Annotated in this window: 13 protein-coding genes and 1 pseudogene; 4 read left to right on the forward strand and 10 right to left on the reverse strand. The window is 48.7% G+C overall.

Annotated features, from left to right (window positions below; translation table 11 throughout):
- Positions 1–120: 120 nt before the first annotated feature.
- Positions 121–1,545 carry an amidophosphoribosyltransferase gene (locus HMPREF1640_RS00800; protein WP_036891544.1) on the reverse strand — a complete coding sequence of 475 codons (1,425 nt, stop codon included), beginning with the start codon at positions 1,543–1,545 and terminating at the stop codon, positions 121–123.
- Between the two features lie 440 nt (positions 1,546–1,985).
- Between HMPREF1640_RS00800 and HMPREF1640_RS00810 the strand changes: the two genes are divergently transcribed.
- Positions 1,986–2,534 carry a glutathione peroxidase gene (locus tag HMPREF1640_RS00810; RefSeq protein ID WP_036891546.1) on the forward strand — a complete coding sequence of 183 codons (549 nt, stop codon included), beginning with the start codon at positions 1,986–1,988 and terminating at the stop codon, positions 2,532–2,534.
- Between the two features lie 930 nt (positions 2,535–3,464).
- Here the strand turns inward: HMPREF1640_RS00810 and HMPREF1640_RS00820 are convergent.
- The 5 genes and pseudogenes from HMPREF1640_RS00820 to HMPREF1640_RS00840 all read right to left on the reverse strand — a co-directional run bounded on the left by HMPREF1640_RS00820 (position 3,465) and on the right by HMPREF1640_RS00840 (position 7,566).
- Entirely contained in the window at positions 3,465–4,259 is a 795-nt protein-coding gene (locus HMPREF1640_RS00820; protein WP_036891550.1) for a bifunctional 2-polyprenyl-6-hydroxyphenol methylase/3-demethylubiquinol 3-O-methyltransferase UbiG, read from the reverse strand.
- A 78-nt stretch (positions 4,260–4,337) separates the two neighbouring features.
- Positions 4,338–6,029 (reverse strand): sigma-70 family RNA polymerase sigma factor, encoded by a 1,692-nt coding sequence (locus HMPREF1640_RS00825; protein WP_036891552.1) that lies wholly within the window; start codon positions 6,027–6,029, stop codon positions 4,338–4,340.
- A 219-nt stretch (positions 6,030–6,248) separates the two neighbouring features.
- Positions 6,249–6,872, reverse strand: coding sequence for a sugar O-acetyltransferase (locus HMPREF1640_RS00830; protein WP_036891554.1), 624 nt, complete (start codon positions 6,870–6,872; stop codon positions 6,249–6,251).
- Between the two features lie 11 nt (positions 6,873–6,883).
- Positions 6,884–7,216 (reverse strand): helix-turn-helix domain-containing protein, encoded by a 333-nt coding sequence (locus HMPREF1640_RS00835; protein WP_036891555.1) that lies wholly within the window; start codon positions 7,214–7,216, stop codon positions 6,884–6,886.
- Positions 7,217–7,220: 4 nt separating this feature from the next.
- Positions 7,221–7,566: pseudogene (locus HMPREF1640_RS00840) on the reverse strand (type II toxin-antitoxin system RelE/ParE family toxin).
- Positions 7,567–8,375: 809 nt separating this feature from the next.
- Between HMPREF1640_RS00840 and HMPREF1640_RS00845 the strand changes: the two are divergent.
- Genes HMPREF1640_RS00845 through HMPREF1640_RS00855 form a run of 3 tightly spaced genes read left to right on the forward strand, consistent with a single transcriptional unit; the run spans position 8,376 to position 11,285 of the window.
- Positions 8,376–9,521 carry a DNA polymerase III subunit delta' gene (locus HMPREF1640_RS00845; protein ID WP_036891556.1) on the forward strand — a complete coding sequence of 382 codons (1,146 nt, stop codon included), beginning with the start codon at positions 8,376–8,378 and terminating at the stop codon, positions 9,519–9,521.
- Between the two features lies 1 nt (position 9,522).
- Positions 9,523–10,824 (forward strand): regulatory iron-sulfur-containing complex subunit RicT, encoded by a 1,302-nt coding sequence (locus HMPREF1640_RS00850; RefSeq protein ID WP_036891557.1) that lies wholly within the window; start codon positions 9,523–9,525, stop codon positions 10,822–10,824.
- The gene (locus tag HMPREF1640_RS00855; protein ID WP_036891558.1) at positions 10,821–11,285 is read left to right on the forward strand and encodes a gliding motility lipoprotein GldH; all 465 of its coding nucleotides are present in this window, start codon (positions 10,821–10,823) and stop codon (positions 11,283–11,285) included. Before HMPREF1640_RS00850 ends, HMPREF1640_RS00855 begins: the two co-directional genes overlap by 4 nt.
- A gap of 112 nt (positions 11,286–11,397) precedes the next feature.
- On the opposite strand, the gene rodA is transcribed toward HMPREF1640_RS00855, so the two are convergent.
- From rodA to mreC, 4 genes are read right to left on the reverse strand one after another with little or no spacing between them, the layout of a single operon-like run.
- Positions 11,398–12,867: a rod shape-determining protein RodA gene (rodA, locus tag HMPREF1640_RS00860; RefSeq protein ID WP_036891559.1), complete on the reverse strand. Its 1,470-nt coding sequence runs from the start codon at positions 12,865–12,867 to the stop codon at positions 11,398–11,400.
- Positions 12,848–14,698, reverse strand: a complete 1,851-nt coding sequence (locus tag HMPREF1640_RS00865; protein ID WP_036891561.1) for a penicillin-binding transpeptidase domain-containing protein — start codon at positions 14,696–14,698, stop codon at positions 12,848–12,850. The genes rodA and HMPREF1640_RS00865 overlap by 20 nt, the downstream gene beginning before the upstream one ends.
- Complete coding sequence (gene mreD, locus HMPREF1640_RS00870) at positions 14,695–15,198, reverse strand: rod shape-determining protein MreD (protein ID WP_036891562.1); 504 nt, start codon at positions 15,196–15,198, stop codon at positions 14,695–14,697. Before mreD ends, HMPREF1640_RS00865 begins: the two co-directional genes overlap by 4 nt.
- Positions 15,199–15,200: 2 nt before the next feature.
- A complete protein-coding gene (mreC, locus tag HMPREF1640_RS00875) occupies positions 15,201–16,067 on the reverse strand; it encodes a rod shape-determining protein MreC (RefSeq protein ID WP_036891563.1) in 867 nt (288 codons plus the stop codon).
- Positions 16,068–16,154: the final 87 nt, after the last annotated feature.

A 16,154-nucleotide genomic window follows, 5' to 3' on the forward strand; every position in this document is an offset into this window, starting at 1 on the left:
CATGTTATAACACATGCCGCGGGCCTAAATTTTTGAATTGAAAATATCGCCAACCCTTGATTTCGCGTTTTGTTTTTTTAATTTTGAATTGGCAATTATCCCTTGTTTCCTTTTCTTGCGTCAATCCTTGTCGTGCTCATGGCAGTAGCTGCTGCCGTCAAAGCAGTGGGTACAGAGCTTGCATTTAGGCATCCCGATGCTCTCGACGAGCGATTCCAAGCTTGAGAACTGTAATGAGGAAAGCCCCAGCCTGTTGGCTATCTCGTTTACCATGCGTTTATACTCAGGCGTTCCCGTCGTGGCATACTTGTCAAGGTTTTTCTTGTCGTCGCCCTCGAAGTCCTGTATGATGCGCCTCGTGATAAGCTCCATGTCGCTTTTGGACGATGTGAAGCCGATGAAAGGGCAGCCGTAAACCAGTGGCGGGCATGATATTCTGACGTGCACCTCCTTGGCGCCCGCCTCGTAGAACATGCGCACGTTGTCGCGAAGCTGCGTGCCGCGCACGATGGAGTCGTCGCAGAACACCACGCGGTGGTTGAGCAGAAACGCCTTGTTGGGTATGAGCTTCATCTTCGCCACCAAGTTGCGCCGGGCTTGATCGCTGGGTGTGAAACTGCGAGGCCACGTGGGCGTGTATTTCAATACGGCGCGGCGGTAGGGTATGCCATGCCCTTGGGCGTACCCCACGGCCATGCCAACGCCCGAGTCGGGTATGCCGCATACGAAGTCGGCCTCCGTGTCATCGGCCTTGCCGAGCATGCGCCCGTTTCGCTCGCGCATCTCCTCGACGTTGACACCCTCGTACGTGCTGGCCGGAAATCCATAATAAATCCATAAGAAAGAGCACACCTGCGAGCGTCTTCTCGGTTGTTGCAACACTTTTACGCCATCGGCTCTCACCTCGACGATTTCGCCGGGGCCAATGTCGCGCGTCATCTCGTAGTCAAGGTTGGGGAAGCTCGTCGACTCGCTCGAGACGGCATAGGCGCCCTCCTTGTGCCCGATGACGATTGGCGTGCGCCCAAGAAAGTCGCGCGCCGCGATGATGCTGCGCTCCGTGAGCACCAACAAGGAGCACGACCCCTCTATGTGGTTGAACACGTTGTTGATGCCTTCCTCGAACGAGTTGCCCATGTTTATGAGCAATGCCACCAGCTCGGTCTGGTTGAGCGTGTTGGCGGAAAGCTCGCTTAGGTGCATGCGTTGCTTGAGCAGCTCGGCCGCGATGGTGTCCAAATTGTTTATTTTGGCCACCGTTACCACCGCGTATCGCCCAAGGTGCGAGTTTACGATGATAGGTTGCGGGTCGGTGTCGCTGATGACGCCAATGCCGAGGTTGCCGCTGAAATTGCTTAGCTCGTCCTCAAATTTCGACCTGAAATAGCTTCTTTCCAAACTGTGGATGGACCGGTTGAAACCGCGCTCCTTGTCAAAGGTTACCATGCCGGCGCGTTTGGTGCCTAAATGAGAATTGTAATCTGTGCCGTAGAATAAATCGTTTACACAATCTTTTTTTGAAATCGTTCCGAAAATGCCACCCATAATGTAGATAAATTTTATTTCATTTTGTGCCGGCAAAGGTAATAAAATTAGCCAAAAGACATCAACCTTGGGCCATAAAATGTGTGCTTGCCCTCAATTTTTTTTTTACAACCGCGCGCCAGCGTGGCTTTTTGGGCCGTCTTGGAAAGGGCCGTTCATGACGGCGAATCGCGTCATGGGCGCGGCCGTCGTCCGCGCGTGCCCATGTGGCGTTGGCCTTGGCCCAGAGAATTGGTGGCGCGGGAGAGTGCCATTAAATAATGTAATAATTACAAACCGCACGGTTAAGTATGGTTAATACTTCTTCTTAAATTTTCCGCTTAACGTTTTTTCCACTATTTTTGTTATATCAAAAAAGGCGCGAGTGCGGCACGTCAAGCCACCGAGCGAGTTGTCGTGGGCATGGCGCCACAAATATTAACCCAAAATTTAAGAAACAGATGAAAACAGTTTATGATTTCAGTTTGAGCGACAAGAAAGGTAACGAAGTGAAACTATCAGAATATAAGGGCAAGGTATTGCTTATTGTCAATACTGCCACCGCTTGCGGTTTCACCCCACAATATGAAGAATTGGAAGCCATGTATGGCAGGCTTAAGGGTCAAGGTTTTGAGATATTGGATATCCCTTGCAACCAATTTGGCGGCCAAGCCCCTGGCAGCGACGAGGAGATCGCGCAGTTCTGCCAGATGAAATTTGGCACCGATTTCCCACAATTCAAGAAATCTGACGTGAATGGTGATAACGAGTTGCCACTCTATGCATGGCTCAAGGGCGAGAAGCCTTTCAGGGGTTTTGACAAAGGCCACAAGCTCACCCCTATTCTCGAGGATTTGCACGACAAACAAGACCCCAAGTGGCGCGAGAACAGTGATATCAAATGGAATTTCACCAAGTTCCTCATCAATCGCGAGGGTGAGGTAGTGGCTCGTTTCGAGCCAACCAAAGATTTGGCCGAGGTTGAGCGCTCCATCAAGGAACTGCTCTAAGCTCATCCTATCAAGCCTGCCCGAGAACAGCAATTCGGGTAGGCTTTTTTAATGTTTTTGCCCTCTTGGGGGTGTGCCATGCGCCATTGCCGGTAACGTTGTTGTGTCGCTATCTTGCCACCTCTCGACATTCTGGGCGACGTAGCCACGCCAATTTGTGATGTGGCCCGGTGTTTAAACTGTGCCATGCGTTTGTGTAGCAGCCAGTTCGTATAGACCAATCCCCTTTTCCGGCTCAATGCCGTTGCGCCAAAAAAAATCATAAAAGAAGGCCATCGCCAAACAAATCTCTTACAAAGAAAAAAGCCTATGAAAGCGGTTTCTTTTTCGGTTGGGGCACACATGTTTTGACACCATCTTGCGTTTAGGTATTATTGGCGTCGCGATTAGGTTTTATTGGCACTGCGATTAGGTATTATTCGGCTTGCGATTAAGGCCTAACGACAACATGAATAGATACTAATGCCAGCCCCTCAAAATAGGGTTGGGGCTAAAAACACACAAAGTATTTATTATCAGTTGATTATCAATACTATAAGCTCTAAACGGTAGAAAAGTGGCAATATGGATTCTGTTTAGATACGAAAGGGTGATAATTTAACGTATTTAACTTTCGATTACATTAAAAACTACCAAATAGTGTTTGAATAGGAATGTTTCAACCGAACTCAAAATGTGACAAACAAAAGTTATCAAATGATATTTTAGAGAGGTAGTGGTGAAACGACTTCCCTTAAAGGATGTGATTGCCAATCATCCCCTTTTATTCTATAAGAACCAATAGAAATGTAGCCTATCATACTGTTTTCCTACATTTTTATATAAGTACAAAAGCATATTCCAATACTGATTTTTGGAGTCTGCTTTTCCGAAATGGTTAAGTATATTTATTGTTTCATAGATTTTATGGTTGCCTAAAGAACGTAAGTTCTATTTATGGCTTATGTTCAATATATACCAACATGAAGTGGTGAAGAAATTTCTGATATATTTCATCTTCCAGACCCAATGTGGCAAGAGTCGTGGGGCAAGGTGGAATTTCTGCTTGTAATGAGGATTGATGAGCCAAAGTTTTTGGTCTGTTACCGAGAAGCCACATTGGTGTATGAGTCTTTCAAACAACTCTATACTTGTTCGGCATTCTTTTATGCTCATAAGTTCATTCATAGTTCCGTTCTCTTCATTGCATGTTTTTAGCAACAACTTGTATAAAGGGTTTGGCAGCAAGTGAATGAATGGCAGATGTGAGCAAAGTTTGCTTCTGCAAATCTGTTGATGTCCTCCAAAAGGCATTTGCCATGCGGGGAATCCGACAAACAGAACGCCTTTTGGTTTCATAAACTTTCTTAGGTGTGCAAGAAATGGCTCTTTTGTCGGAACGTGTTCTATCACATCATGTAATAGTATTACGTCATATTTATCTTCTTCATTACATGGAACAGGATATTGCATGAAATCACAACATACAAATGTAGCATGATTGCTGATTTCAGAAAAGTATGCTTTGGCATCTTTAATTCTGCATTCGGCAATATCTATACCTGTCACTCTGCAGCCCAACTGTGCAAAGGGAACTAAGTTTCCTCCTTCACCACAGCCTACCTCCAAGATTCTACTCTTTGGTGTCAGTTCTGTAAAATCTGACAAGTAGCCGATATAAAACTCCTTAGATGTTATCTCCAACTCACGGAAATAAACCTTCCTGTCTGTATGTCTTTTTTGCATGTGTCTTTTTATTTTGACCTTCTATTATAGATATAGATACAGGTCATTCATAAAGACTGCATGTAAAATGATACTTTCTTACCAAGAGAGCCTAATACCGAAAGGCACAGTCAATGTAAATGGACGTTCTGTCCAAGTATTCTTGAATTCGCTTCCATTCGGAATGTACCAATTCAGCGTTGGCTCAACAAACAATGTCAACTTGGGTGCAAATTGATATTGTATTCCGATGTTAGTGTTTACAGTCCACTGTATAGAAGGTATTGTCTTCCAATCCGTTGTATAGCCAGACTTTCCTCCTACTACATAGTCTGCATATGTCTTTCCATGCAATGGTATCTGAATGCTTGCTCCTGCAGAACCGTAAGCCGACAGTCTATTGTACGTCATAAATTGGTACGAGAGCTTGATAGGAATACCGATGTAATGCAACTTTTGTTCCTTGTCAACACGGTAATTGCCAGTACCCAAAGTAAAATATGACTTCAAGTAAGAGTATTGGAGTCCTGTTTCTAAACTCCAATGCTTTCCTATGCTCATGTTCACAGCCAATCCTAATATTATTGGTTTGTCATGATGTTCTGCCTCTTCTATTTTGCCATTGTTGTTATCGGCAATATCCATCATTGCAACATTTTCCGCCGTTGGGTCCGTTGGAGTTAAGCGATGTAGATATTTAGCATACTCTTCCCATGTAGTAAAACTCTTTTCCGAAGGTTGATCACTCATAATATCATCAGTGCTACTTGTTATAATCTTACAAACATTTTGCGCAAGGGTAGAACCCAAAGAACCAGCTGCGAGCAATTGCCATTTACTTTTCTTGTGCGGCCTTGTATCATCCGCAATCCATCTTTCCTCGTTTGGAATAGGTGTATAGACAGAATCTTTTGTGATGATACTATCTCGCTTGTTATCAGCCAAAACATGTTGGTTCTCCTGCAAAGAATCGGATATTTCGAGTATTACATTTTGACCTGTCTTAATCGAATCACCAACAGTTATTACAATGTTCTTTCCCTGTTGAACGCTTTGATGACTATAGTTCAAAACAGCTTTTTGCGCACTGCTAACAGAAACGTTAGGCCGCTTTTGTATAGGCGTAATGTCTTTATTAGGCTTTCGAGTTCGAACAATTCTCACATCATTTTCTGAAACGAGTTTCTTCTTTGCTGTAAAATATCTATATATCGGGATAACTATCAACGCCAATGCGATGAGAAGCATTGCTCTTGAAGACAATATTTTTCGTAACAATGCTTTTGCCCTTGCCAATTGCGAGGAAGAACTATGTGGAGCGATATCAAGTAATTTGCTGATTTCTTGATGGGACAAGCCTTCCAATACAGACATCTTGAATATTTTTTTATACCCTTTTGGCAAACTGTCTATTGCTGACGTGATTTCCTCATACGGAATTGATTGCTTGGAAGTGTTGCCATCTTCCAATACGGAACTAAATTCATCCTCTATATCAGACAAGGAAATGAAATCGTATCTCTTGCCTTTCTCCTGATATTTCAATACAAGGTTAGTAGTGATACTTGTAAGCCATTGACTAAACCTATGAGTATTCTTCAAGTCTTTCAACGAAACAAACGCAAGTATAAAAGCATCTTGGACAAGGTCGTCAACGACAGCCTTGTCCTCTCCAAGAATATTGATGCATATCCCTTTCATCTTAGGATAATACATTTGATATAATGCGCTGAAAGCGTCAGCGTCACCTTGTTTTGCTTTTTCTACTAATGTTGTTATATTTGAAGCCATGAGCGAATTGTTTCGTACTATCTATCTTGATATAGATTCGCCAAAGGCTTGATGACTGCATAAGGTTTAGTTAAAGAATATGAATATATGTATTATTTTTAGGCAATGTTATACTTGCATTCTCATTTTGGGAACATTTCAAGTGACCACCAAGCAACAAGTATTGGGTACCAATGCAATAACATCACTCTTATACAATCCTACCAAGATTGCACATGATTATTTTCTACCCCTTGATTCTCTTTTGTAACCAACTTTGTCCTTTTCTGTAATCTTACGCAACACATGGCAAGGATTTCCCACAGCCACCACTCCAGAAGGGATGTCGTGGGTCACGATGCTACCAGCTCCAATCACCGTGTCGTCACCGATAGTAATATTTGGTAGCAAGATGGTATTTCCGCCAATCCAAATACGGTTGCCGATATGTACATTGCCAGGTTTTAGTCCACCAGCAATGCGTTCCTCGGCATCGAGTACATGGTTGGCATCGTAGATGCCGACATTCGGACCAATAAGAGTGTTGTTGCCAATCGTGACTTGACCACAGTCGAGTATAACACAGCCAAAATTGATATATACATCACTGCCAATCGTGATATTCTTGCCGAACTCACAACGAAAATCTGGTTCTATCCATACATTTTTACCGACAGATTTGAAGAGTTTCTGCATAATTTCTTTACGCTTTTCTACCTCATTATCTTCTGTGCGGTTATAAGCACGAAACAGTTGTTTCGCCTCAATCCTTCGATTAAACAAATCCTGATCGAAATCATTATAAATCTCACCAGCTTGCAACTTTTGCCATTCTGGCATATTCAAAGTCTTATTATCGTTCATATTCAAGAATATTACCACAGCGCAATTTTCCCTGCAATACCCAAATCAAGGGTAGCTGTTGCAATGCCCAATGCTTGAAATACACGGCTCATTGTTGGCAATGTGATAACACTTGTACCTTTCTCCAACTTTGAAATTTGAGCACGCTGCACGCCGATACGCTCACCAAGTTGCTCTTGTGTGAGGTTTTGTGCCAATCGAGCCTTGCGTATGGCTTTGCCTACAATATAGGCGTTCACATCTTCTTTGAGCTTGGCTTCCATTGCGTCACGCTCTGGAGTTCCTATTTTGCCCCAAAGTTTGTCTTTCATATTGTCTGCTGGTATCAATTTCATCTGTGCCATAATGCTATTTCTTTTTATTGTTAAAGTACTCTTTTCTTATCTCTTCTGCTTTGGCAATCTCCTTTAATGGTGTCTTTTGTGTTTTCTTGACTATGCCATGCGTGGCAATAACCAAAGTTTCTTGCTCAGTGTCCCAAAAGGAGAAAAGCCTGTAACAGATTCCGTTGTAGAGAGTGCGAAACTCCCATATCTCAGTATTCTCCAGTTTCTTGAAGATGTCAACTTTCATCACTCCTTCCTCAACCCTTGAAGATGTTGTAGTATATCTTCTGCTGAGCTTTGAATGGCTGCGCATCCAAAAAGGCTTGTGCTTCTTCTGTCAACACCACTTTTAGCTTTTTGATGCCCATTTTGTTTTGAATTATGGTACAAAGATAACGCTTTGTTTCCAAGCAGCGATACAAAATTCGGTTTTTCATCAAATCAGACCTCATTTTTAATACTCTCACGACTTGATAGTATCAGATACGCAATTTATTCACTCTTTTATTTCCCTAAATTTGAAATTCAAAAATAGGGAAGAAAAATATGGCTGTGAAAAGTTGCGGAGAATACGAACAACATCTGTAATATCTTGCATTTTTGAGTTGCCCACTATTAAAATGCGTTCACCGTCATTCGTTCATAAACTTGTCTTTATACCAATCATATATTGATTATCAAGTACTTAAAAACGATCTTGTGTTGTCCGGAGGAGATTAATGCGTTTATGCCTCCTTGATTAACAATCATAAGAACTTGCTTTGTCTAATTTCAAATAAAGCAAGTTCTTATACTCATTATTTTAACTTATAGTGAGAAGCTTCTTGGCTCTTTTCTTTTCACAAAATTCCCCAATCCCACTTTTTGTGTTCCGTCCCAATTTGTAAGTTGGTCAGCGCACCCATTAGAACCGCCAAGTGAAACTGTAAGTGGTTGCCCTATAGCGATATGCGATATGTGTGCGGGTGTGTCGTATATTGACGCATAAGGTGCCCGCATTGGTATGCGGCTCATTGACGTTTATAGCAAGAACGCTTGGAGCTACCATGCCAAACTTTCTGGTCGCAATGCGGTTACACTACCTATAAAAGATGAGTTTCTTGGTGGATTGAGGTAGTTTTTTAGTAACTTTGTAGCCTGAAGCACCGACGTAGAAACATAAAAATAAGCGCAGGAGATGCAATTCAGTGAAGTGATAGGACAGCAAGAAGCTTGCGACCGACTTTTGCAGTTGGCGGCAGACGGGCGTGTGCCTCACGCCATGATGTTTACCGGTCCCAAGGGTAGCGGCAAGATGGCGCTGGCATTGGCGTTCGCATGTTATCTGTTGGGCGAACGTATGGGCGAGTTGCCCTCTACCGTGCCTCTCGCGTCGGTGGCCAACGCTGAGGCCATGTTGGCCAAATGGCAGCATCCCGACCTATATTTCACGTTTCCTGTGATAAGGCCCAAGGGCACGTCGAGCGACCGTCAGGTCACCAGCGACGATTTTTTGCGAGAGTGGCGGCAAATGCTTTCGGAAAGCGTTTATTTCACCATGGACCAATGGATGAGACGTATGGAGGCCGAGAACCAGCAGGCCATGATCTATGAGGCCGAGAGCGACGCGCTCAATCGCAAGCTCAGTGTCAAGTCGAGCCAAGGCGGATACAAGGTTTGCGTGGTGTGGCTGCCCGAGCGTATGAATCTCTCGAGCGCCAACAAAATGCTCAAGCTGTTGGAGGAACCGCCTTTGAACACTGTCTTTTTGTTGGTTAGCGAGGAGCCGTCTCGATTGTTGGAGACTATCCGTAGTCGTGTGCAGCGGTTCGAGGTGCGTGGCATAGACAGCGCCGACATAGCCCGCGCGCTGGTGGAGCGGCGGGGGATAGATGCCGAAATGGCTGGCCGCATGGCTCGCGCCGCGGGTGGCAATTGGCTCAAGGCCATAGAGGAATTTGATGCCGATAACGAGAACAGGCAGTTTTTTGACTTGTTTGTCACGCTCATGCGCAAGGCATATATGCGTGACTTGAAAGAGCTGAAGAAATGGAGCGAGACCGTGGCGGGGTATGGCCGGGAGCGACAGCGGCGCATGCTCACCTATTTTTTGCGCATGGTACGTGAGAGTTTCGTGTACAATTTCGGGCTGGCAGACTTGAACTATATGACCCGCGGCGAGGAGAGCTTCGCCCAAAACTTTGCCCGTTTCGTCAACGAGCGCAATGTGGTTGAGATGGCGGAGAAGATTCAACGCACCATCCGAGACATCGGGCAAAACGCCAATGCGAAGATACAATTCTTCAATTTGGCCACGGACATGATAATACTTTTAAAGCGATAATATGAGAGAATGTGATATATGCACCGGTTGTGGGCGCGGGCTGAGCGCGAAAGGCGTGGGCAGGCAAGACCGACAACTAAACACGTACGACTGGTTGGCCGACGTGCCCGGCAACGCCAAATCGACAGACTTGGTGGAGGTGCAATTCAAAAATACACGCAAAGGCTATTTCCACAACACGAATGGCTTGGACCTGAAAAAAGGTGACGTGGTGGCCGTCGAGGCCAACCCGGGGCATGACATCGGGGTGGTCACGCTGACGGGACGGCTTGTTTGCCACCAAATCAAGAAGGCTAACCTAAAGTCGCCGGACGATATCAGGCGCGTGTATCGCTTGGCCAAACCCGTGGACATGGACAAGTATCACGAGGCCAAGGCCCTGGAGCACGACACGATGATACAGAGCAGGCAGATAGCCAAGCGGCTGGAGCTGAAAATGAAAATAGGAGACGTGGAGTATCAAGGCGACGGCAACAAGGCTATATTTTATTACATAGCCGACGAGCGGGTGGACTTCAGGCAGCTCATCAGGGTGCTGGCCGAAACTTTTCACGTGCGCATAGAGATGAAACAGATAGGGGCGCGGCAAGAGGCGGGGCGCATTGGCGGCACTGGCCCTTGCGGCAGGGAGCTGTGTTGCGCCACGTGGGTAAGATCGTTCTCGAGCGTTTCAACCAACGCCGCGCGCATACAAGACCTGTCTCTCAACCCGCAGAAACTGGCTGGCATGTGCGCCAAGCTCAAATGTTGCCTCAACTACGAGGTGGACCAATACTTGGAGGCCTCGAGAAAACTGCCGGCCAAGGACATGACGCTGCAAACACAAGAAGCTGAGTACCACTTGTTCAAGACGGATATTCTCACCGGTATGTGCACTTATTCCACGGACAAGAACCTCGCCGCCAACTTGGAGACCATAGACTGCGACCGGGCGCATGAGATAATGGCCATGAACAAGCGAGGGGAGAAACCGCTGTCGCTGATGCGAGACGACATGGCGCGATCCAAAAAGAAGTCTAAAGACTTGTTGGCCGACGAGGATCTAAGCCGGTTTGACAAGGCCAAGAAGAAGAAAAACAACGCCAGGCACAACCGTAACAAAAAGGACATGCCCAAGAAGACGGCGGCCGAGGATCGCGGCCAACTTGTCGCCGATGCGGCCAATCGCCCTGACACGGCGATCGCGGCCGACCGCCCTAATGACGGCCAACACCGTAAGGGTCGGCATAACGGCAACAAGAATGACGGCGTCCATACAAACATCAACCGCCCACGGACAGAACCGCCCGCGCCTCAAGCATGAAACACAAGATTGTCGTAACGCTAACAGCCCTCATCCTCTGCGTGGCTTGCGAGGAAAACAGGGTTTATCACCAGTATCGCCACACGCCAATCGAGGGATGGGAAAAAGTGGAGGCGTTAAGTTTTGACGTGCCCCCATTGGCGCGGGCTGGACGGTACGCCACCTATTTGGAGCTGCGCGCCAACAATTCTTACCCATACATGAGCTTGGCCCTAATCGTTGAGCAAACGGTGTACCCATCCATGAGACAGCGCGTGGATACGCTGACGTGCCCATTGGTGGACAGCCATGGCAACGCCAAGGGCAACGGCGTGAGCTATCGCCAATATCGTTTCACGGTGTCGCAAACACAGCTGCGCGAGGCCGACTCGTTGCATATCGTGGTGCGCCATAACATGCAGCGAGACATATTGCCCGGCATCGCCGATGTCGGCATCGCGGTGGACAAAGTTGACAAGTAGGTTGTTGGGATTGAGCGTGGAGCTTGTCGCGATGGCTTGATGGCGAGCGCGTCATTCCAAACCTGTTGTTTCGCCCATTTGCCACTCCAAACTTTTCACTCCAAACCGTTTCTCACGTCCTTACAAAGTTTCTTCCGGCGTCTATGCGCATGAAGATAAACAGCAGTATGGTGAACCCCCACAGTGACGATCCGCCATAACTGAAAAACGGCAGAGGAATGCCTATGACGGGTGTCAGGCCCAAAACCATGCCCACGTTGATAAACAGGTGGAACAAGAAAATGCTCAGCACGCTATAGCCATAAATCCTGCCAAACTTGAAAGGCTGGCGCTCGGCCAAGTGGATTAGTCGCAAAATCAACGCCAAGAATAGCAGCAACACGCCCGCCGAGCCTACAAATCCCTCTTCCTCGCCCACGGTGCAAAAGATGAAATCGGTGTCTTGCTCAGGCACGAACTTCAGTTTTGTCTGCGTGCCATTGAGGAAACCCTTGCCCCGCAAGCCACCGGAGCCTATGGCTATCTCGCTCTGGTGCACGTTGTAGCCAGCGCCGGCCAAGTCCTCGTCCAGCCCCAACAGCACGTTTATGCGCACCCTTTGGTGTGGCTCCATGACGTCGTTGAGCACGTAATCGGCGCTATAGAAAAACAAGATGGACCCCATCGCGAAGAGCGCGATGAGCATATAGCTGTGCAGGCGAGTGGCCAACCCCTGGAAAACGAGGTAGCCTATGAGGATGGAGCAAACGAGGAATTGCACCCAGACGATGTCGAACGGGATGACAAACTTGGAGAAAAGCAGCGCCAACAGCGTGCAGCCTACGCAGCACAAGCCCACGCGCAGGGTTCTGCCCTTGTCGCCGCAATAGGCGAGCGTCAATCCCACGGTGAACAGTTGCGCCAACAAGAGCACCACGAACTTGCCCAGCGACGTGGGCGTGGCCCAAAGAAACGTATCCTCATATTTGATGCCTACCACGAAATAAACGATCATTGCCACGCCCGTGAAAAGGATGCTGCCGGGCATGCCCTCCCTGTAGAGCATCAGGAAAAACGCCAAATACACCAATGCCGACCCCGTCTCTTTCTGCCCGACGATAAACAGCATGGGCAAAAGCACCACGCCAAGCGCGGCGGCGAAGTGTTTCCATTGGTGAATGTTAAATCCATAGGTGCTCATCAGCTTGGCCACGGCCAACGCCGTGGCGAACTTGGCGAATTCCGCCGGTTGCAGCCTGAGTGGCCCCAAGACCAACCACGAGCGCGAGCCCTTGATCTCGTGCGGGTTGAATATGGTGGCGAAGAGCAGCGCGAGCATCAGTCCGTAGAACACGTAGGCGAAGGTGTCGTAGTACCTGTCATCGAGCATCAGCAGCACGAATGCCAATATCAAAGATGTCGCTATCCACACTATTTGCATGCCTGAGCGGCTGCTCAAACTGAAAATGTCGGTCTCGCCGTATGTGTAACTCGCCCCGCACACGCTAATCCAACCAAAGATTAACAGGGTGAGATAAATGCCAATGGTCCACCAATCGACGCTGCCGATGATGCTTGGTTGTTTATCTGTCGCTCGAACCATATCCTATTCTCCTTTTCTGTATCATGTCCGCCTCTCGCGCCCGGGCCGGCGAGAGCTTTCCGTTGAGGTATTGCTCAAACAGCACCCCGGCTATGGGCACCGCGAAATCCGCGCCAAAGCCACCGTTTTCCACATAAACGGCAATGGCTATCCTCGGATTGTTCATAGGCGCGAAGCCCATGAAGACCGAGTGGTCGTGCCCCCGGTTTTGCGCCGTTCCGGTCTTGCCGCATATCTCAAACGGCAAGCTGCCAAGATGGCGGCACGTTCCGCCTAACACCGACGACCGCATGCCGGCCACCGTCAGGTTGTAGGCGCGACGGCTGGCCCGTGTGTAATGGCGGCGCGTGAAGATGGTGTCCAAGCGTTGGCCTTCCACTTTTTTCACCACGTGTGGCACGTAGTAGTACCCTCGGTTGGCGATGGTGGCGCCAAGGTTGGCAATTTGCAAAGGCGTGAGGTTTACCTCTCCTTGCCCGATGGAGATGCTGATGACGGTGAGCCCGTTCCATGAGCCATGGTATGCTTTGTCATAGAAGGCGGCGTTGGGAATAAGGCCACGTTTCTCGCCATAAAGATCAATGCCGAGCTTATAGCCAAAACCCATGCTCACCATGTAATCTCGCCACGTGTTCATGGCTTGCTGCACGTTCTTGTATTTGCGCCTGTTGCTCATCATGTGGTACAGCCCCCAGCAGAAAAAGGAGTTGCATGAGGTGCTGATGGCGGGCACGATGGAGAGTGGCGACGCGTGTCCGTGGCAGCCCACGTGCAGTCCGCGATAGTAAAAGCCGTGGTGGCATGGGTATTGGGTGTGGCTGTTTATGATGCCCTCGCTGAGGAAAGTGAGGCCCTGTGATGTCTTGAAGGTTGAACCTGGGGGGTATTGTCCCATGATGGCTCGGTTGAGCAGCGGTTTCCATGGGTTGCGCGCGAGCGCGCGCAGCGCCTTGCCGCGCTGTTTCCCCTCGAGCGTCCGGGGGTCGTAAGTGGGCGACGACACCAAGCTGAGCACCTCTCCGGTTTTGGGGTCTATGGCCACGATGGCGCCGATTTTGCCCTCCAAGAGCCGTTCGCCCAACGCTTGCAAGTCTATGTCCAGGCTTAGCGTAAGGTCTTTGCCCGCCTTGGGCCGGTGGTCGTATTTGCCGTTTTGGTACTTGCCTTGTATCCGGCCGTGCGCGTCTCGCAACAATATCTGCACGCCTTTCTCGCCTCTCAGTTGCTTCTCGTAGGTGCGTTCGACGCCCAATTTGCCGATATAGTCGCCGGGTTGGTAATAGTCGTCTTTGTCGATATCGCCCTGCGACACCTCCGCCACGTCTCCCAACACGTGCGCGGCGTATGGGTATTGGTATTGCCGCACGCTTCTCTTTTGAGTGTAAAATCCTGGGAACCTGTACATCTTCTCCCTGAAAACCCCAAAGTTTTTGTCGTCCACCTGTGTCAAGAACAGTTGTTGGGTGAACCGCGAGTAACCTGGATTTTTGTTTCTGTCCTTGATGTCGTTCATGCGTTGGGCGAAAAACTCTTTCGAGATGCCTAACGTCTGGCAGAAGTCGGCGGTGTCTATGCGTCCTTTTTCCTCGTTCATCACCACCATGATGTCGTACGATGGCTGGTTGAAGACGAGTAGCTTGCCGTTCCGGTCGCGTATGACGCCGCGCGAGGGAAACTCCACCTTTTTCAGGAATGCGTTTGAGTCCGCGCTCTTGCGATAGTCGTCGCTGAGCAGTTGGAGCGTGAAAAGGCGTGTGATGTAGATGGCCACGATAACGAGAGCCGTGCCTCCGATGATGTATTTTCTGTTCTCAAGTCCGAAATCTTTCATACCTTGCCTCTCAAATTATCCACCACGACGATGATAATGGCGGAGAGTGCGGCGCTGCCAAGGATGTTGAGGGCCCACTGCGTCCAGTTGAAAAAGGTGAACATCTCCAATGAGAAGAACGCGAGGCAATAGGTGAGGGTGAGCAGCGCGACATAAGTGATGTAACGCAAGGGAGTGATTTCGGTGATGCTTGGCCGCAGGTTCTCGTCGCTGTCGCGTTGGATAAAAAGTTTCAACGCGTAGGGTTGCAGCAGGGCTATGAGCGTCATCGAGGCGGCGCCCACGCCCGGCGTGTTGGAAAACACGTCCACGCCGAGGCCCAAGGCGAAACTCCACACTAACATAGCCCACTTGGGATAGTTGCGTTTGAAGCTGGTGACAAAATAGATATAGGGCATGGGCGTGGCCACGCCAAACAGGTGTATGTGGCTAAGCACTAACGCTTGGGTCAGCAACAAGATGACAAAGAGCAAGAGTCGGCGCGAGAAATCTATGTTCATATCTATTGTTCCTCCCTGAGTTTCAATGAGTCTTGGGCGGCGCGCAAAACTTCCAATCGTTCCTTTAGCTGCCTGTTGTCAATGACGCATACGTCGCGCAGACGCGAGAAGTCGGTGGAGAGCCTCACTTGCAACCGGTATGACAAGCCGTCTGGCGAGTTGTACACGTGCATGATCTTGCCCACGGAGATGCCCGGTGGGAACATCGACGAGAAACCGTTGGTCTCCACCCATTCGTTGAGCTTGAAGTGAGCGTGTCGCGGCACGTCGTCCACGAATGCCGTTTGGGTGTCGCCGCCTTCCCAGCGTAGGTAGCCAAAGTACTCGCGCCCTCGTATGCGACAGCTGATTTTGGATTGCAAGTTCAGCGCCGGTATGACCACGGCGTAGTGCGCGGAGGCCATGTAGACTACGCCTACCACGCCGCTTCCGCAGGCCACGCCCATGTCTTGCTCCACGCCATCGCTCGTGCCTTTGTTGATGGTGACGAGGTTGTCGGGGCTGTTCAGGGAGTTGCTCACCACCTTGGCCGGTATGAGCCGGTAGGCTTTGAGTATCTCAAATTGTCCGTTTCGCGCCCAATCGCTGTCCTTGGTTGTCTCCTTCTGCTTTTCGGCGAGCGTTTGGACTTGTTGTTCCAAGTACAGGTTTCGCAGCGTAAGTTCCTCGTTCACTTTTGACATTAAGAAGAACGACTCTATCTCGGCTTTCACTCCAAGCGCCTTGCCCGCCACGGCGTTGGCCGACGTGAACCATACGCTGCCTTGGTAGCTGTTGTATTGGAACAGCAGTATCGCGCTGACGGTCTCCAAAAGCATGAAGACCAGCCAGTGGTTGTATTTGGCAAGAAACGCTAAAAGGTTGCGCATGGCAATTCTCAATTCACGATTTTCAATTCACGATGTGCGATTTTCAATAAAATAATTGCCTGTACGTCGTGCGTGGAAAAGACTCGC

This window comes from Prevotella sp. S7-1-8, from assembly GCF_000758925.1.
In the GTDB taxonomy this organism is placed as follows: domain Bacteria; phylum Bacteroidota; class Bacteroidia; order Bacteroidales; family Bacteroidaceae; genus Prevotella.